This is a genomic window from Enhydrobacter aerosaccus (assembly GCF_900167455.1).
Classification (GTDB): Bacteria; Pseudomonadota; Alphaproteobacteria; order Reyranellales; family Reyranellaceae; genus Reyranella; species Reyranella aerosaccus.
Window position 1 is genome coordinate 67,962 of sequence record NZ_FUWJ01000016.1, and the last position, 17,985, is coordinate 85,946.

Genomic DNA, 17,985 nt, shown 5'->3' on the forward strand with positions numbered 1-17,985 from the left:
TGCACACTCCCGCCGGAAAATTCATGGGATGGAAGCGACATGAAGGTGGTCATCACCGGCGGAGCGGGATTCCTCGGCAAGAAGCTGGCACGGCGCATTCTGCAGCAGGGCACGCTCGTCAACGCCCAGGGCAAGCCGCAAAAGGTGAACGAGCTGGTGCTTTTCGATGTCGGGCGCGCGACGGGGCCAGGGCTCGAGGATCCGCGCGTCCGGACGATCGCGGGTGACATCGCCAATTCCGCCACGGTGCAGTCGATCGTGCAGGGCGCATCGACCGTGTTCCATTTTGCCGCGGTGGTGAGCGCGGGCGCGGAAGCCGATTTCGACCTCGGCTATCGCGTCAATCTCGACGGCACGCGCAACGTGCTCGAGGCCTGCCGGGCGCTCGGCACCAACCCGCGCGTCGTCTTCACCAGTTCGCTGGCCGCCTATGGCGGCGACCTGCCGCCGGCGGTCACCGACGATACGCCGCTCACGCCGCAAACCTCCTATGGCGCCCAGAAATCGATCGGCGAGTTCCTGGTGCGGGATTATACGCGCAAGGGCTTCCTGCGCGGCACGGCGGTGCGGCTGCCGACCATCTGCGTGCGCACGGGCCTGCCCAACAAGGCGGCCTCGACCTGGGCCAGTTCGGTGGTGCGCGAGCCGCTGACGGGCGTCGATGTCGTCTGTCCTGTCTCGCCCGAGACGGTGATGGTGGTGCTCAGTCCCCGCAAGACGGTCGACGCCTTCCTGCGCGTGCACGACCTGCCGCCCGACGCCTTCGGCCCCGGCCGCACGCTGCTGCTGAACGGGATCAAGGTCACCGCCCGGCAGCTCGAACAGGCGGTGACGACGCATGCCGGCAACCGCAAGGTCGGCAAGATCGTGTGGGAACACGATCCGGCGATCCAGAAGATTTGCGACGGCTGGCCTCAGGGCATCGATTCGGCGCGGTCGCGTCAGCTCGGCTTCGAGGTCGACCGGGATCTCGACGAGATCGTGCGCAACTTCATCGCCGACGACCTCGACGAGCAGATGAAGCTCGTGAAGCCGTGAGAGATCACGCGCGCTTGATCTGACTCAGCGCGCTCTCGGCCGCTCGACCTCGTCACGAACAGCCGGCCGCTCGCGCGGCGGCTGATAGCCCAGCTGCACCGAGATGAGCTGGGCGTGCGACAGGACGAGTTCGGCGAGCTCGGGAACGCGCTCCGGCGTGACATGCCGGGTATTGCCGCTGACGCTGATCGCGGCGATCACGCGGCCGGTCGAATTGCGGATCGGCGCGGCGACGCAGCGCACTTCCGGTTCGTGCTCGCAATTGTCGATCGCATATCCGCGAGCGCGGATATCGGCCAGTTCACCGCGCAGGCGCTCGGGATCGACGATGGTGTTGCGGGTGAAGGGCTGCAAGCCGAGGCCAATGACGCGCTCGATCACGGCCGGCGGCTGGAAGGCCAGTGCCGCCTTGCCGACGCCGGTGCTGTGGCAGGGCGTGCCTTCCATGGTCGTGACCACGTTGTTCGCTCGCGCCTTGTCGGTCGCCTGCTCGACGAACACCATGCGACTGCCATCGAAGATGCAGAGATGCACGATCTCGCCCGACAGCTTGGCCAGCGTGTCCACGAACGGACCCGCCTCGCGATACAGCGGCAGATTGGTGATGGCCGCGGTGCCCAGTTCGAACAGCTTCAGCCCGAGCCGGTAGCGCTCGCGGCTGGCCTCCTGATCGAGAAAGCCCACCGTCCGCAGGCTGTCGACCAGGCGATGCACGGTGGTGCGCGGAAGTCCGGTACGCTGGGCGATCTGAAGGACCGAGAGTTCGCGGTCGGTCGCGGAGAAGCACTCCAGAACGGCGAGCATCTTGAGCAGCGATTTGACGTTCTGGCGCTTGTCTTCGGCTTCCTCGGTCACGCTCCTCACCCGCAGGGCAGGACCTTCGAATAGCCCATGCCCTGCATCGCTTCAATGTCGGCGCCGGGCCGAGGCTATTCCGCCGCGACCGACAGCGTGCCGCCGCCGAACTCGAGCAGGTGACGCAGGGCCGGCGCGATCGCCGCCTTCTGCGCCTCCGACGGAGCCGGCATCGGCTGGCGCGGCGCGCCGGACGGGCAGCCCTGCAGCGTCAGCGCGTACTTCACGCAGGCCGGCAGATTGTCGCCCACGATCGTGTTCCAGAATCGCAGCAGCCGCTTGTGCAGCTCGAGTGCCGAGCGATGATCGCCGCGCTGCACGGCGTTCCACAGCGCCACGCAGGCGGTCGGCGCCGCCGCCGGATTGGCTGCGATGGTGCCGTGCGCTCCCAGAGCGAAGGACGGGTAGAGCAGGGCGTCGACGGCGGTCAGCACGACCTTGCCGGCCGGCACATCGAGCAGCAGATCGGCCATCAGCTTGAGGTCGCCGGCGCTCTGCTTCACGCCGATCACGCCCGGCAGTTCCTGCATGATGCGCACCAGCAGGGCGGGGCTGAGATAGTTCCAGGGCACCACGTTGTAGATCACGATCGGCGGCTTCACCGATTCGGTGAGCGTCTTGAAGTGGCCGAGCGTTGCCGCGTCGTCGGGCTTGAACAGGTAATGCACGGGCGTGATCTGCAGGGCGGCGACGTTTAGCTTCTCGATCCGCCGGGCGCGCTGAACAGCCTCGCGCGTGCTGTTGGCGATGATCCCGGCCACCAGCGGGATCTTGCCGTTCACCTCTTCGGCGCAAATCGTCATCAGCCGCTCGAACTCGTCCGCCGTCAGCGTATGGCCTTCGCCGGTGCTGCCGCCGACGCAGACGCCATGGACACCCGTGCCGAGCAGGAAGCGGACCTGGCCGCGGAACGCCTTTTCGTCGATCTCGCCGTCGGGAGTGAAGGGCGTGGGAATGGGCGGAATGATGCCCGTGAGGGTGGTCTGCAAGCGATCCTCCTTCGGTTTATATGTCCAATATACGGACAGTACGTCGTCGTCGATATCTCAGTCAACGTTCAGAATAACCCGACTTTAATGCTGCTGTGAGGAATTTAGGCGGCGAAATCGATTGACCTGTAGGATCGAGTCCGAACTACATTGTCCATAATATGGACAATACAGTTACCGGAGGAAACAACCATGGCAATCGAGCAGGACATGGCGTCGGGACTCTCCGCCGCGGATCGAGGGAGCGTCGTTTCGAGGGCCCGGGCCGGCGATGTCGCCAAGGTCGCCCTGGCGAGCGCCATCGGCAACACGATCGAGTATTACGACTTCACCCTCTACGCGACCGCGACCGCGCTGGTGTTCAACAAGATATTCTTCCCCACCTTCGATCCGCTGGTGGGCTCGCTGGCTGCCTTCGCCACCTTCTTCATGGGCTACTGCGCCCGGCCGCTGGGCGGGCTCCTGTTCGGCCACTTCGGCGACCGCGTCGGCCGCAAGGCCGCCTTGCTGGCGACCATCCTCATCATGGGGCTGGGTACCGTCCTGATCGGATTGATGCCGTCCTACGACAGAATCGGCGTCTGGGCGCCCATCGGCCTGGTGACGCTACGCCTGCTGCAAGGTATCGGCATCGGCGGCGAGTATGGCGGCGGCATGGTCATGACCGTCGAGCATGCACCGGCCGACCGCCGCGGCTTCTACAGTGCGCTCGTGCATGTCGGCGTGCCGGCCGGCTTCCTGATCCCCATCGTGCTGCTGGGCGTGCTGTCGGCGGAGATGTCGGATCAGGTCTTCCTGTCCTGGGGATGGCGTCTGCCCTTCCTGTTTAGCATCGTGCTGGTCGGCATCGGCCTGTTCATCCGGGTGCAGATCTCCGAAACGCCGGCGTTCCAGCGCGTGCTGCGCGAGGAGAAGAGGGCCACCCTGCCGGCGGTGGAGGCCGTGCGCGATCACGGTGGCAACGTCCTGTTCGGCATCGGGGCGAAGATCGCCGAGAGCGGACTCTTCAATATCTATGCCGTGTTCGCCATCACCTACTGCGTGACCAGGCTCGGATTGCCGCAACGGACGATCCTCAACGGCGTGCTGGTTGGCTGCGCGCTCGAATGCCTGACGCTGCCCCTGTTCGGGCTGCTGTCCGACCGGTTGGGACGACGCCCCGTCTATATCGGCGGCATGCTGTTCCAGGCGGTGCTGGCCTTTCCCTTCTTCCTGATGATCGACAGCGGCCAGACGGGCCTGATCTGGTTGGCGATCGCGCTGGGGCTCGCGATCGGCCACGGCTCGGTCTACGGCGCGCAAGGAGCCTACTTCTCGGAACTGTTCCCCGCGCGCATCCGCTATAGCGGCCTGTCGCTGGTGCAGCAGATCGGCCCGATCCTGGGCGGCGGACTGTCGCCGCTGATCGCGACGGCGCTGCTGGCGCGCTACGGCAGTGCGTCGTCCATTGCGATCTTCATGACGGCGATTGCGCTTCTCTCCGCCGCGTGCACCTTGGCCTTGCGACCTGCCCGCGCGGGTTAGCGCCGGCGCGGCCTCAGCGTCCGACGATCTTCCTCAGGAATTCCTGGACATGCCGCCACGGACTCCAGACGTGGCGGGCTTCGATCATGTGCCAGTGATGCGGATCGTCGTCGGGGCCGACCGTGATGCCGGCCGCATCGACGAACTCGCCCATGCCGACGGCGTCCATGTCCCACGGGCCGGTGGTCTTGTAGATCGTCGCCTTCCAGCCGTACTTGCGCATCGAGCGCGGCATGCCGGTCGCCATGAAGTCCATGTAGCGGGGCAGGGCCTCGGGCCGGCACAGATAAGCCTTGTTGAAGCCGACCATCAGCAGGCGGAAGTGGAACGGGTTCTTTTCCAGATACCGGATCACCTCGGTCGTGTTGGCCGGGTAGCGGGTCGAGAAGAAATCGTCGATCACGACAATGCCCTGCGGGTTCACGATCTGGTTGGCGAGCTCGAGCTCGCGATAGACCGCGGTCCCGGTGTGTTCGCCGTCGATATGGCACCAGCGCACCGTGTGATGCATCGCCTTGAGATCGAGCTTGGCCGGCAGGTCGATCGAGAAGGCCTCGACCAGATGCACGTTGGCGGGCTCGATGCCGGTGGAGCGGATCGACTGCTTGATCTCGGCCTCGTCGAGCCGGCGATCGCACAGGAACAGCTTTTCGTCGCCCTTGCGGTAGTTGGCGAGCATCGAGGCGGATCGCCCCTTCCAGACGCCGATTTCGAACAGATCGCCCTTGGTTTCCGCCTGTTCATCCAGAAGGCCGCGCCAGACGCAGAACGACTGGAACGAGAACCAGCCCGGAATCGCGTCGATTTTCTCCCAACTCAGCATCCGAATTCCTCTTCGCGGGCCACTTGCTAACAGCGCCCTTTGGACGCTGCAAGCCATCCTGTCTTGCGCCCCGGACGGCGCTCGGGTAGAGCCCGAGCATCCCTGCCGATGCCTTCAACGACCCTCGCATCCCGAGCAACGATCGGACTGATCTGGGCGCTGGCTCTCTGGCACAGCTGGCTTTGCCGCGGGCTGTTCGTCGATGGGGCGGCGTTCCTGATGAACATCACGCGGCACGAGCAGTTCTTCGATTTCTACACCCCGCGACTCTATGCCATGGTCGCCGCACAGGTGCCGATCATGACGGCGGTCACGCTGGGGGTCACCGACCTGCATCTGCTGGCCCGGCTGCTGTCGCTTGGCCTGTTCGTCCTGCCGACGCTGTTCTACACCCTGGCCCTGGTGCGGGCCCGCAACGAGCCGGTTCTGTTGGCGGTGGTGATCACGGCGATCGCGCTGGTCTTCATGACGACCTCGTTCTTCATTGTGGGCGAGTACAACACCGCCTACGGGCTCATCATGGCGGTCGCCGTCTGGCTCGCGACCGCCGAGCGGCTGACCGTGCGGGACGGGCTGTTCCTCGCCGCGGTCGGCGGCCTGGCGATCCGCACCTACGAGGTGTTCATCTATATCGGGCCCCTGCTGGCGGCGATGACGCTGTGGCAGGTCTGGCGCTTCAGGCCTCGGCCCGTGCTGCCGAGCCTGCTCCATCTCGCCGCCGCCGCCGGCTTCCTGGGGGGCATGGTCGTCGCCATCGATTCCGTCCTACATCCGTATTCGGAGGCGCATCTCAACGAGACTTACGACACGGCCCTGAACTTCTGGCAGAACCCGCAGTTCCTCATGGCGGTCGTGCCCGTGCTCGTCATCGCGGTCTGGGCGTTGGTGCGGCCGGAGCAGCTCGGCGTGTCGAAGCCCTACCGCTGGGCCAACATCTTCGTGCTGGTGCTGGCGCTGTCGCCGCTGCTGGCGCTGACCGACACGGTGGTCCGCCCCCAGGCCAAGTCGCAGTATGTTGCCCGCACGGTGAGCGGCGTGATCGTCGCCACGATGGTCGTCTTCATCTGGTGTTATACCGCACAGCGTCTGCGCGGCTGGCGATTGCGGCAGATATTGCAGGGTGAGCAGGTGCGGCGGCGCCTGCTGGGGTTCGCCTGTCTGTTGTTGCTGGCCACGCTTCCCTCTGACATTCAGCTGACGCTGATCTGGGAGTCTTATCTGAATACATTTCGCCAGGTCGTGGTCACTCACAAGGGGGTGGTGGCCATCGACGACACGCCGCTGTCGCGTCGGCCTACGGTGTTCATGGTCGAGAACTGGACGCTCCCGGCGCAGAGCCTGATGCTGCGCTCCAAACCGGGCGACGGCGTGGTCGCGCCGCCCCGCAGCTATTCCGGCTGGCTGCCGTTTCCGCCCGACGACCCGCCCAATTTCGGCCGCTTCTTCTGGCGGGACTGACGAACGAGCCGATGTCGTCCGCCTTCGTTTACCGACTGACGGTGCTGCTGCTGTGGGCACTGGTGGCGCTCAACGCGGTCATCGCCCGGGGCCTGTTCTGGGACGGTGCCTCGTTCCTGGCCAACATGCTCGAGTTCGGCACCTTCCACGACTTCTACCCGCAGCGCTCGCACATCGCCTGGGTGACGCAGGCGCCGGTCCTGTTGCTGGCCGAGATCGGCGTGCACAACACGCGACTGCTGGCGATTGCCTATTCGGCCTCGCTGTTTGCCTGGCCGGCGGCGCTCTATCACCTGGCGCTGGCCCGCGTACGGCACGATCCGGCCCTGATGAGCGCGGTCGTGACGGCTGTGGCGGCCGTCTATCTGCCGTGCAGCTTCTTCATCGTCGGCGAGTACAACATCACCTATGCCGCCGTGATGGCGACGATGGCGATCGTACTGACCGGCGGCGTCGATCGCCGTGACGGCCTGATACTGTGCGCCCTGGCGGCGCTGTGCCAGGCTTCGTACGAGGCCATGATCTATTTCGGCCCGCTGCTGGCGGCGGTGATCCTGTGGCGGCTGTGGCGGGCGCGACAGAAGGGCCCGGTCGATGCCGTGGCTCAGCTTCTGGCGCTGGTCGCCGCGCTGGCCTTTGCCTCGGCGCTGCTCGTCTCGGCGCAGGCCGTGATCGAATACTGGAGCCTGCCGCATTTCGCGCGTGTGCGCGCCGCCACCTTCGACTTCTGGCAGAATCTGCAGTTCGTCATCCCGATGGCGGGCCTCGCCATTCTGGTCGTCGTTTCCCTGCTGTATCCGCGATGGCTGGAGGGGCGTGGTCCGACCATCCTGCTGGCGGCGATCGCTCTGCTGCTGGCCGTCACGCCGCTGCTGCGGACGGTCCTGCCGGAGACGATGCTGTTCCCGCCGGCCCATTACGTCGCCCGCACCGCGGCCGGCGGCATGCTGCTCGCCATCGTGATCGCGATGTGGATGTATGTGGGCTGGCGCAAGCGGCCGCCCGCGGTGTTCGAGGAATTGCGGCGGCCGGACGTGGCGCGGCGTCTGCTGTCTGCCCTGTCAGCCTTGATGCTCGTGGCGGCAATTCCTGATCTCGTGTTGAGCCGGCTGTGGGTCGATTATCTCGGCTATTTCCGCGGGCTGGTCGTCGGTCACGGCGGCCTCGTGCGCGCCAACGACCTGCCGATGCAGCAATGGCCCTATCGCCTGTTCAGCCAGGACTGGACCTATCCGGCCTTGAGCGCGCTGGTGCGCAGCGCGCCGGGCCAGGGCATCGTCGTGGTCGACAAGGACTATCGCACCAACCCGCCGTTCGAGCCGTCGTGCGGGCTGGTGCCTCGGCTGGAAGGCTTGAACTGGCGGTGAAGTCTCCGGACCGCGCGCGGGAAGCGCGCGGTTGCTTCGCTCAGGGGCGCATGCCGTGCTGGCTGGGGCCGGGCGTGCGCAGCGGTGCGGCGAGCTCGACGAACTCGCACAGGATCTGACGCGTATCGCGCGGATCGATGATCTCCTCGATCCAGAAGGTCTCGGCGCTGCGGAAGGGCGAGCGCAGCTTGTTCAGCCGGTCCTCGATCTCCGCCATCTTGGCGCTGCGATCGGGCGCGGCGTCGAGATCGGCGCGATAGGCCGCTTCGATGCCGCCCTCGAGCGGTAGCGATCCCCAGCGCCCCGACGGCCAGGCATAGCGCCAGTTCAAACGCGAGCCGTTCTGGTGCGCGGCGCCGGCGACGCCGAAGGCGTTGCGGATGATGAAGGTGCACCACGGCACGGTGGTCTGGAACATGGCCGACATGGCGCGGACGCCCTGGCGGATGACGCCGGTCTTCTCGGCCTCGAGGCCGATCAGGAAGCCGGGGCAGTCGCAGAAATAGACCACCGGCAGATGGAAGGTCTCGGCCATGTCGAGGAAGCGTGACACCTTCTGGCAGGTGTCGGCAGTCCAGCCGCCGCCATAGAACATCGGATCGCTCGCCATCACGGCGACCGGCCAGCCATCGATGCGGGCGAAGGCCGTCATGACGGAACGACCGTACAGCCTGCCCATCTCGAACAGCGAGCCCTGGTCGACGATCTTCTCGACGATCGGGCGGATGCGATAGACCTTGCGCGTCTCGCGCGGGATGGCTTGGAACAGCGACTCCTCGCGGCGCGCGGGATCGTCGGTTCGCGGTCCGCGCGCGGGCACGTCGTAAACGGAGGAGGGCAGGTAGGACAGGAAGCGGCGCGTCAGCGCAAACGCCTCGTCCTCGCTGTCGGCCGCCTCGTCGATGGCGCCGGCGCGCAGCTGGATCTCCCAGCCGCCCAGATCCTGCTTGTCGAACTGGCGCGGCCCGAGGCGGTTCACGACCGGTGGGCCGGCCACGAACATTGCCGAGATCTCCTTCACCATCACCGAATAATGGGTGGCGGCAAGCCGGGCGGCGCCCAATCCCGCCACCGAGCCGAGGCCGAGGCCGACCGTCGGCACCGCGCCCATGTTGCGCACGACCCATTCCCAGCCGCTGACGCCCGGCACGTTGGCCCGGCCGGTGGTCTCGATCGTCTTCACCGAGCCGCCGCCGCCCGAGCCTTCGATCATGCGGATCAGCGGCACGCGATATTGGTTGGCATAGCGCTCGATATAGATCGCCTTTTCCTTGATGGTGGCGTCGGCCGACCCGCCGCGCACCGTGAAGTCGTCGCCGGTCACCGCCACCGGCCGGCCGTCGATGCGGGCCCGGCCCATCACGCTATTGGCCGGCATGAGATGGACGAGATCGTTGCGGCCGTCGTACTCGGCCTTGCCGGCGACGCTGCCGATCTCGCGGAACGAGCCGGCATCGACCAGCCGATCGATGCGCTCGCGCACCGTCAGGCGGCCGGCATCGTGCTGGCGCTTCACCTTGTCTGCGCCGCCCATCTGCTTCGTCATCTCCTGACGGCGGCGCAGCTCATCCATCTCCGGTTGCCAGCTCATGGTCGCTTCCTCGGTGTCGTTGGTGCCGTTGTCTTCCTGCAGTCCTAGCAATCGTGCGGGGCAGGAGCCATCGCGGCGTTCCGACCCTCGAATGTTATGCGGGTAATTGGAGCGGCAGAGGATCGAGCCGCATGACAGCGGGTGCGTCGTAGGATCAAAGGGATGTCGCGGTCGGCGGGCGCGGTACCATCACCAGGTCATGCGCAACCCGAGGGTGAAGGCGTTGTTGTTGCTGCCGACGGAGATCTCACCGTCGTAGCGGGCATAGAGTTCGGTCGCTTCGGCGATAACGGTCTTGAAGGCGAAGCCGACGACGGCGGAGTCGCGTTGCGGCGTTGCGCCGTACACGGTGAAGGCATTGCCCGGCGCGCCGGCGAAGCTGGCGGTCATCGGCCGACCGGTGTCGGCATTCTCGTGCTCCCAGCCCAGACGGACGTCGAAGTCCATGTGGGCGATGCTGGCGGAGAAGTCGGCACCGAGCGTCGTGCGCAGCGAGTTGGTGGTCTGGCCGGCGACGGCGAGATTGAGCGAGTCGGCACCCGACTCGGTGAAGCCGTTCTGGCTGGTGGTCGAGCCCTGCAGGCGGGCGAAGGGTGTTGCGGCGAGAGCGGGGATGAGGTCCACCTTGTAGCCGGTCTCGAGCTGGGCCATGAACTGGTTGGCGACGGTCGAGCCGATGGCGATGCGCGGCGCCAACCCGGGGATGACGATGCTGCGGTTGGAGCGGTTGTTGGCGTAGGTGTACCCCGCCATGCCGTCGACGTAGAGCTTGCCTGGGTCGTAGGAGGCATAGAGGAAGCCCGAGACGGCATCCGATGTGCTGTTGCCGCTGAAACCATTGACCCACTGGGTGCCGCCGACGTAGCTGGCGCCGATGCCAAGCTTGAACTGCTGGCTGAAAGCATAGTCGGCGCCGACGGCGGTTCCACCCATGCTGTAGGTGAGGGTGGCGGAATTGGTATTGCCCAGCACGCTGCCCATGCCGCCGACGCCGCTGATCCAGGCACCGTACTTTTGAGGGTCGGCGTCGCAGGTGAAGTCGCACGAACCGTCGGCGCCGCCGTTCGCCATGGCGACGTGGCTACCGCCGGACATGCCGCCGTGGAAGCTGGCCAGCGTGTTGCCGATGGTGTTCATCACGGCCGAACTCATCGCCGCGTTGGTCGTGCCGAAGTTGGCGATCGGCTGTCCGCTGATCGCATCGAGTGCCTTCGGCCCCTGCACCGTGTCGAGCGCATAGAGCGCGTTCAATACGGTGGCGAAGTCGCCGGTGGCGCCGGCGTTTTGCCGGTCGAGCACCGCGCCCACGGCGAATTGGTTGCCGGTGCGGGCGCCGCTCCGGAACGAAGTGCCGGAGGAGAGCAGCGTCAGATAGACATTGTCGGTGTCGTAGCTGAGCGACGGCGTCAGGAAAGCCAGGTTGCTGGTGACGCGGGAGTAGGTGCCGGTGACACCGCCGGTGGCGGTGAGGATGGTGTAGGTGGTGTTGCGCGCGTAGCTGCCGCTTGCGGCCTGCACCGAGACGGTGGCGCCGGTCTGGATGGTGGCGGTGCCGGTGACGTTGATCCGGTCGGACTGGCCGGCGGCATTGACCGAGGGTGCGTAGGTCGAGCCCGAGCCCTGGGTGAAAGCGCCGACGATATTGAGGGTCACGTAGGTGTCTCCGGGCTGGACGGTGCCTCCCGAGTTGACGGTGGTGCTGCCGATGGTGCCGCTGCCGCTCAGCAGGCCGCCGGAGTTCACGGTGAAGTTGGTGCCGGTCATCGAGCCGTTGACCAGCAGCGAGCCCGAGTTCACGGCCCAGCTCATGGTCGAGTTGTTGGTTCCGGTGAGCGTCCAGGTGCCGCTGCCGACCGACTGGAACGTCGAGAAGCCCTGGTATTGCGCGGCGGCGCCAATGGTCGAGACAGCCAGGCTCGAGCTGCTGGAGCCGCCGAGCTGGAAGGTGCCGTTGCCGGTCTGGTCGACGACGTTGCCGGTGACGGTCGAGCCGGCCCGGAGCTGCAGCGTGTTGTTGCCGCCGGTGAAGGTGACGGCATTGGCGGAGCCGCCGCCTACGTTCGTGCCGCCCGCGATCGTACCAGAATTGATGACGGTGAGGTTTTTGCCCACGATGCCGACACCGGCCGCGCCGTTGCTGCCGTGCTGGCTGCTGACATCCGCGCCGCCGGCGGCACCGGCATCGCCGCCGGAGACGGTCCCGGTATTGGTGAAGGTGACCACGGTGGCGCTCGAGTTCGTGAACAGCACGCCGATGCCGCCGTCGCCGCCGTTGCCGCCGTGACCGGTGCTAGCCCGGCCGGCGCCGCCGGCGCCGCCGGCGCCGGCCTGGATGGTGCCGGAGTTGGAACTGGCGGCCGTGCCGGTGACGATGGCGCCATAGCCGCCGGCACCGCCGCCGCCGCCGCCGCTTTCATCGCCGCCGTTTCCGCCTCTGCCCCCCGAACCACCCGTCATGGTGCCGCTGTTGGCGACTGTCGCCGTCCCGGCCCCATTGCCGTTGCCGCCGCCACCACCACCGCCGCCGCCGATCAAAGCTCTGGCGTTCGGCGCGTCCTGGCCGTTCGAGCCGCTCGAGCTTCCTCCGGCGCCTCCGGGTGAAGTCGCGCCGCTCCACCCCCCTCCGGCGCCGCCTGTCCCGCCTCCGGCGCCGCCACCGCCACCGCCACCGGCGCCAGCCCCCGGGCCGTTCTGACCGGCGGCACCCCCATAACCGGTCCCTCCCGCGCCACCCGAATAGCCGGTGCTGGCGCCGCCCGCGCCGCCGTCGGCAGAAGCAGGCGCCGGCATGGACGCGGTAAGGAGAACGGCCGCGACCGACGGCAAAAGGCGATTCCGATGCATGGCAGTCTTCCCGCCGCCCCTTGGGGGAAGCGTCCGCTGTTGTCGATTCAGTGCGTGGGAAGATGCCGAGACAGGCTGTTGGGTCGCAGCCATGTCGGATGGAAGTTCCGTGGAATTCTACGGAATTTCCACTCGATTATGCCTACAGTCAAAACGTGTGTGACTGGCAAAATGTGTGTGACTAGCTTGAGGTTGCGTTCGAGTGGCTCGGCAAATTGACCGGAAACTACGCCTGACGGCGACCGCCGTTGGCGCGGTCGCACGCAAGGATCTCGCCGCGGCGTTCCGTCGTGTCAATGCGAAGACGTCGTTCGATGTCGGTCGGGCCGACAAGTGGCTGCAGGGCCGCGCCGCGCCGCGCGAGCGGCAGGTCTATGACGACTGGGCCAAGGTGCTCGACCTCGAAAAGCCAGGAAGTTGGATCGCCGATTGCGATCTCGACGAGTTCGTCGATGAGATCGCACAGCGCCACGGCCGAAGCCGAGCCGAATTGCTGGACAGTCTCGCTACCTCGACCCATGCGAATGCCCGACAGGGCCCGGGCCTTTCCTTGGTCGGCACGTTCGTCTGCTATTCGTACGCCTGGTCGCCCTACTTCCGCGGCCGCATGATCCGTGGCGAGCTCTCCGTCGGCGCCGAGTTCGGTCCCAATCGCCTGTCCGTCAGCTATGGCGAGGTCTTGCCGACCGGGCGCATGCAGCTCGACGGGGCGATGACGGTCGACAAGCGCGCGCTTCGGGTCGAAGTCAGCGACGCGACGGGCGTGGCGCAGTTCGTGAACTTCTGCCTGTTCCCGGCGACGCCGCCGGCCAGCGTGTTGGGTGGCCTGATGTGCGGTACCGCGCTGATCGGGCCCGATGCGCAGCCCTCCGTGTCGCGCGTCGTCATGGTGCGCCTGCCGCAGGCCAGCAGGCGCCTGCAGTCGATCGATGCCTATGTGCCCTCGCAGGCGTCTCTCGCCGAGGATCTGACCGGCCTCGGCCTGCGCATCGACGATCTGGCGGCCGCCGATGCCTGCCTCACCGCCTTCCTTTCTGGCGGAGGTCGAGGCTTCGATCAGGTTCCGGCGGTCGCCTATCGTGCGATGGTCGACCTGTTCGATCGCGGCTGGCTCAACTACGCCGCCAGCGCAGCCTGACCTCACAGCGCGAGCGGCTCGTACACGACGCCGTCGATCAGGTTCTCTTCGTAGAGACGTGCGAGATCGATGCCGCCGGCGGGAAGCGCCGGCTGGAAATCGGCGATGGTGCGGGCGACGCGCGCTTCCTGGTCGCGCCGCAGCGTCTCCGCCTCCTCGACCGTGACGGCCGTGAAGCGCACGACCTGGCCCGGCAGCAGGCGTCCCAGCCGCGGCAGGTCGACCGACGCAACGGTCGCGATCTTGGGATAGCCACCCACGGTCTGGCGGTCGGCCAGCAGCACGATCGGCAGGCCGGCCCCTGGCACCTGGATGGCACCGGGCGCGATGCCGTCGGAGATGATGTCGGCGCCGCCCTTGGCCGGCGGCGTGGCATGCTCGATCACCGGGCCCTCGAAGCGGATGCCCATGCGGTCCGCTTCCTTGGAGACGCGGTACTCCGCCTCGACGAAGGTCTTGCGACCCTGCTCGCTGAAGTACTCTTCCTGCGGACCCCACACGATGCGGACCGGTCCCTTGCCGTAGTCGAACGGCTGGGCGAGCTTGCGCTCGTCACGCGCGGGTACATCCGTCTGCGCAAGCGGCAGCGTGTCCCCGGCCGACAGCTTGCGGCCGTCGAAGCCGCCGATCCCGGCGCGGGCATAGGTGGAGAGGCTGCCCATGAAGGCGGGCAGGGCGAAGCCGCCCGACACCGCGAGATAGGCCGTGCTCGATCCCTCGACCATGCCGACCTTGAGAATCTGTCCGCGCTTCAGGAGATGCGAGCGGTCGGAGTCGAGTGGCTTGGGAGGCGCGTCGGGACCGTCGATCAGCGAGGGCGAGAGCGGCCCGACCAGCGCGACGCGCACCGAGTCCGCCTCGACCAGCAGGTCGGGACCCATGACGCCGATCTCGAGTCCCGCCGTGCCGGGCTTGTTGCCGGCCAGCGCGTTGGCCAACACGAGGCCGATCCGGTCCATGGCGCCGGCGGTCGGCATGCCGAGCGCCATGTAGCCGGTGCGACCCATGTCCTGCAGCGTGTCGAACAGTCCCGGCCGAACGACCTTCAATGCCGCGCTCATGGCAGCGTCCTTGGACATGTCGGAGTAAGGCTGATTCGATTTTGGGCCGAGGGCGCGCCACTCCAGCGGCGCGTCTTTGTCGCGGCAAAAGAAGATCGCGCCACACGGGCGGAGCTCAGCTCCGCTTGTGGGGTGGCGCGCCCCCAGCCCAGCAGGCGATGGGACGAAGACCCGGTCATGCCGTCACCAGGGTCGACCAGTCGAGCGTGCCGGCCTCGACCTCGCGCGCGAGGCGATCGAAGGTGGCGCGATCGATGCGCTCGAAACTGAGTGAGTCGCCCGGCGCCAGGAACACGGGCTGCTCGCGGCGCTGGTCGAACATCCAGAGCGGTGTGCGGCCGATCAGGTGCCAGCCGCCCGGGCTCTCGAACGGATAGATCGTGGTCATGTCCATGGCGATGGCGACCGAGGAGCGCGGCACGCGCACGCGCGGCTGGCTGCGGCGCGGCAGGTAGAGGCCGGCATCGAGGCCGGCGATATAGGCGAGGCCGGGCATGAAGCCCAGGACGTAGACTTTGAAGGCGGATTTCAGGTGCGCCTCGATCACCTGGTCCGGCGTCTTCCCGGTGCGTTCCGCCACCTCGGCCAGGTCGGGCGCGAATTCCTCGCCATCGTAGCAGCAGGGGACGGTCACGCGCCGCGTCTTGCCGCCCACCGGCAGGCCGCGTGCGATCAAGGCATCGATCTCGGGCTGCAGCGCCGAGCGCGAGGTGGACACGGGATCATAGGTGACCATCAGCGAACGCATGGTGGGCACCGTCTCGACCACGCCGGGAAGCTGGCCTGCGCCCTTGGCTTCGTCGATCGCCGCATGCAGGGCCATGACCTGACCGTTGATCTGGGGCGAGATTTCGTTGCCGAATTCGACCGTGAAGGCCGTGTCGCCGCAGGAAAGATACCGTACGCTCACAAAAGGAACTCTGAAGCAGTTAGAGGGCAGGGACGCTGATTCCGGGGCCGGTGTCATCCCGAGCGCAGCGAGGGATCCTTGCCCATGGCTTCAGAGATCCCTCGCTGCGCTCGGGATGACACTGCTTCTTCCTCGACGCTTTGGGTTTCGTCAAACTCTCCCTAAAATAGCCGCTTCGAATGAAGGAGTCTCGCATGTCAGCAGCCACCAACGCCGGACAGGTGAACATCAACTCCGACCTGGGCGAAAGCTTCGGGCCCTGGGTGATGGGCAACGACGCCGAGGTGCTGAAGATCGTGAAATCCGCCAACGTGGCCTGCGGCTTCCATGCCAGCGACCCGGTGGTGATGATGGATACCGTCAAGCTCTGCGTGCAGAACGGAGTCAGCATCGGCGCTCATCCGGGCTTCGCCGACCTGCAGGGCTTCGGCCGTCGCGTGATCAACCTCACGGTCAAGGAACTCGAGGCCAACATCGCCTATCAGCTCGGGGCGCTGCAGGCGATCGCGGCCTTGCACGGCGCCAAGGTCACACACATCAAGCCGCACGGCATGATGGGAAACATGTCGGCCGAGAGCGCCGAGATGTCGGAAGCCATCGCCCGGGCAGCCAAGGCCGTCGATCGCGACCTCATCTTCCTGTGCCAGGCCAACACCGAGCAGGGCAAGGCGGCCCGCAAGCACGGCCTGCGCGCGGCGGAGGAAGTGTTCGCCGACCGCACCTATACCGATACCGGCCACCTGACGCCGCGCAAGGAGCCGAACTCGATGATCAAGGATGCGGCACAGGCGGTGGCGCATGTGCGCCGCATGGTCGACGAGCAGGCGATCTACTCGACCTCAGGCAAGCGCATTCCGTGCCAGGTCGATTCGATCTGCGTGCATGGCGACGGCCCGACCGCCATCCCGGTCTCCACGGCCGTACGGGAAGGCCTGGAGGCGGCGGGCATCCGGATCGTCACGCTTCCGGAGCTGCCCAGCCTCAGGCACTGACCGCCAATTCGGTCCCTGTCACGAAATGTCATCGTGACAGGCGCTAAAGGATTACGATAGGAGGCCGTGAGCTACGGGCGAGTCACGTCAAGGGCGGAGACCTCGAGCGGAGTACGGCAAGGGGAGCCTGATGACATGACTCGAACGTGGTATGGGTCGCGTGCAGCACTCGGCAGGCTCGCGGTTCTTGCCAGCCTGGCGGGCGGCGCGCTCCTTCTCTCCGGTTGCAACGACAAGAACAAGTTCGCAGCGCCGCCGCCGTCGAAGGTCACGGTGGCCGCGCCGACCCAGGCCCCGGTCACGCTCTATGCAGAATTCACCGGCAAGACGGCGGCATCGCTGGCGGTGGATCTCGAGGCGCGCGTCCAGGGGTATCTGACCGCCATCGGCTATCGCGACGGCGATGCGGTCAAGAAGGGGGCCGAGCTCTTCGAGATCGAGAAGGACCAGTACCGCGACCAGGTCGCGCTCCAGAAAGCCCAGCTCGCCATCGCCCAGGCCAAGGAGGCCAATGCGAAGGTCCAGTACGAACGGCAGCTCGCCATGGGCCAGAAGGAGGCGGCGAGCCAGCGTTCCGTCGACGACATGCGGACCGCCTTCGACGAGGCCAAGGGACAGGTCGCGGCCGACCAGGCGAATCTCGACCTCGCCGACCTGACCTACAGCTACGCCAGCGTCCGCGCGCCCTTCGACGGTGTCGTGACGCGCCATCTGGTCGATGTCGGCTCGCTGGTCGGGTCCTCGGGCCCGACCAAGCTGGCCACGATCCTGCAGGTCGATCCTCTCTACGTGTACTTCAACATGACGGAGCAGCAGCAGATCGACATGCGCGAGGCCCTGGCGGCACAGGGCAAGACGCTGCGCGATGTCCGCGAGAGCAGGGTCGAGCCGCCGGTCGAAGTCGCCCTTGGCCGCGACGAGACCTTCAAGTACGCCGGCAAGATCGACTACATCGCGCCACAGCTCGATGGCGCCACCGGCTCGCTGCAGATGCGCGCCAGCCTGCCCAACAAGACCGTGGAACTGATCCCCGGTCAGTTCGTGCGCGTGCGCGTGCCGACCGGCAAGATCGAGAAGGCGCTGCTCGTGAACGACACGGCGGTGCGGTCCAACCAGGCCGGCAGCTACGTCATGGTCGTGGGCAAGGACAACGTCGTCGAGCAGCGGTACGTGACGACGGGCCCGGTCAGGGGCCAGCTCCGCGTCATCACCAAGGGCCTGAACGCCGATGACCAGGTCGTGATCGGTTCGATCCAGCGCGCCATCGCCGGCAAGAAGGTCGCGCCCGTCAACGGCGCCATGGCCGCCGTTCCGGAGGATCCAGCGCCGGCGACCGGTTCCCCCAATCTCAACGCCAAGAGCAGCACTCCCTGACATCGGGGAGTAGCGGGGCGA

General features: G+C 66.8%; 14 protein-coding genes. 7 read left to right on the forward strand and 7 right to left on the reverse strand.

Translation table 11 applies throughout. The annotated features are described in order from the left end of the window. Positions 1-39 precede the first annotated feature (39 nt). Entirely contained in the window at positions 40-1,038 is a 999-nt protein-coding gene (denD, locus tag B5D62_RS30370; RefSeq protein WP_085937841.1) for a D-erythronate dehydrogenase, read from the forward strand. 24 nt (positions 1,039-1,062) lie between these two features. Here the strand turns inward: denD and B5D62_RS30375 are convergent, their stop codons facing one another. Further along, entirely contained in the window at positions 1,063-1,893 is an 831-nt protein-coding gene (locus B5D62_RS30375; protein WP_231714998.1) for an IclR family transcriptional regulator, read from the reverse strand. Positions 1,894-1,967: 74 nt separating this feature from the next. Continuing rightward, the gene (locus B5D62_RS30380; RefSeq protein ID WP_085937842.1) at positions 1,968-2,882 is read right to left on the reverse strand and encodes a dihydrodipicolinate synthase family protein; all 915 of its coding nucleotides are present in this window, start codon (positions 2,880-2,882) and stop codon (positions 1,968-1,970) included. A 192-nt stretch (positions 2,883-3,074) separates the two neighbouring features. Between B5D62_RS30380 and B5D62_RS30385 the strand changes: the two genes are divergently transcribed. After that, positions 3,075-4,406 carry an MFS transporter gene (locus B5D62_RS30385; protein ID WP_218191386.1) on the forward strand — a complete coding sequence of 444 codons (1,332 nt, stop codon included), beginning with the start codon at positions 3,075-3,077 and terminating at the stop codon, positions 4,404-4,406. A gap of 13 nt (positions 4,407-4,419) precedes the next feature. On the opposite strand, the gene B5D62_RS30390 is transcribed toward B5D62_RS30385, so the two are convergent. Then, the gene (locus B5D62_RS30390; protein WP_170921232.1) at positions 4,420-5,229 is read right to left on the reverse strand and encodes a class I SAM-dependent methyltransferase; all 810 of its coding nucleotides are present in this window, start codon (positions 5,227-5,229) and stop codon (positions 4,420-4,422) included. Positions 5,230-5,337: 108 nt separating this feature from the next. Here B5D62_RS30390 and B5D62_RS30395 point away from each other — a divergent pair, with 108 nt between their 5' ends. Then, positions 5,338-6,687 carry a hypothetical protein gene (locus tag B5D62_RS30395; protein ID WP_085937844.1) on the forward strand — a complete coding sequence of 450 codons (1,350 nt, stop codon included), beginning with the start codon at positions 5,338-5,340 and terminating at the stop codon, positions 6,685-6,687. A gap of 11 nt (positions 6,688-6,698) precedes the next feature. After that, positions 6,699-8,054: a hypothetical protein gene (locus tag B5D62_RS30400; RefSeq protein ID WP_085937845.1), complete on the forward strand. Its 1,356-nt coding sequence runs from the start codon at positions 6,699-6,701 to the stop codon at positions 8,052-8,054. Positions 8,055-8,094: 40 nt separating this feature from the next. Here the strand turns inward: B5D62_RS30400 and B5D62_RS30405 are convergent, their stop codons facing one another. Next, positions 8,095-9,645 carry an acyl-CoA carboxylase subunit beta gene (locus tag B5D62_RS30405; RefSeq protein ID WP_085937874.1) on the reverse strand — a complete coding sequence of 517 codons (1,551 nt, stop codon included), beginning with the start codon at positions 9,643-9,645 and terminating at the stop codon, positions 8,095-8,097. 189 nt (positions 9,646-9,834) lie between these two features. Then, positions 9,835-12,489 carry an autotransporter outer membrane beta-barrel domain-containing protein gene (locus tag B5D62_RS30410; RefSeq protein WP_170921233.1) on the reverse strand — a complete coding sequence of 885 codons (2,655 nt, stop codon included), beginning with the start codon at positions 12,487-12,489 and terminating at the stop codon, positions 9,835-9,837. Positions 12,490-12,691: 202 nt separating this feature from the next. On the opposite strand from B5D62_RS30410, the gene B5D62_RS30420 reads away from it, so the two are divergent. Continuing rightward, a complete protein-coding gene (locus B5D62_RS30420; RefSeq protein WP_085937847.1) occupies positions 12,692-13,627 on the forward strand; it encodes a hypothetical protein in 936 nt (311 codons plus the stop codon). A 2-nt stretch (positions 13,628-13,629) separates the two neighbouring features. Here B5D62_RS30420 and B5D62_RS30425 read toward each other — a convergent pair whose 3' ends face one another. Together B5D62_RS30425 and pxpB are read right to left on the reverse strand one after the other, a co-directional pair. Then, positions 13,630-14,688 carry a 5-oxoprolinase subunit C family protein gene (locus B5D62_RS30425; RefSeq protein WP_085937848.1) on the reverse strand — a complete coding sequence of 353 codons (1,059 nt, stop codon included), beginning with the start codon at positions 14,686-14,688 and terminating at the stop codon, positions 13,630-13,632. Between the two features lie 175 nt (positions 14,689-14,863). Then, a complete protein-coding gene (pxpB, locus tag B5D62_RS30430; protein WP_231714999.1) occupies positions 14,864-15,598 on the reverse strand; it encodes a 5-oxoprolinase subunit PxpB in 735 nt (244 codons plus the stop codon). A 194-nt stretch (positions 15,599-15,792) separates the two neighbouring features. Here pxpB and B5D62_RS30435 point away from each other — a divergent pair, with 194 nt between their 5' ends. Continuing rightward, complete coding sequence (locus B5D62_RS30435) at positions 15,793-16,590, forward strand: LamB/YcsF family protein (RefSeq protein ID WP_085937850.1); 798 nt, start codon at positions 15,793-15,795, stop codon at positions 16,588-16,590. 135 nt (positions 16,591-16,725) lie between these two features. Then, positions 16,726-17,964 carry an efflux RND transporter periplasmic adaptor subunit gene (locus B5D62_RS30440; RefSeq protein ID WP_139374179.1) on the forward strand — a complete coding sequence of 413 codons (1,239 nt, stop codon included), beginning with the start codon at positions 16,726-16,728 and terminating at the stop codon, positions 17,962-17,964. Positions 17,965-17,985 lie beyond the last annotated feature (21 nt).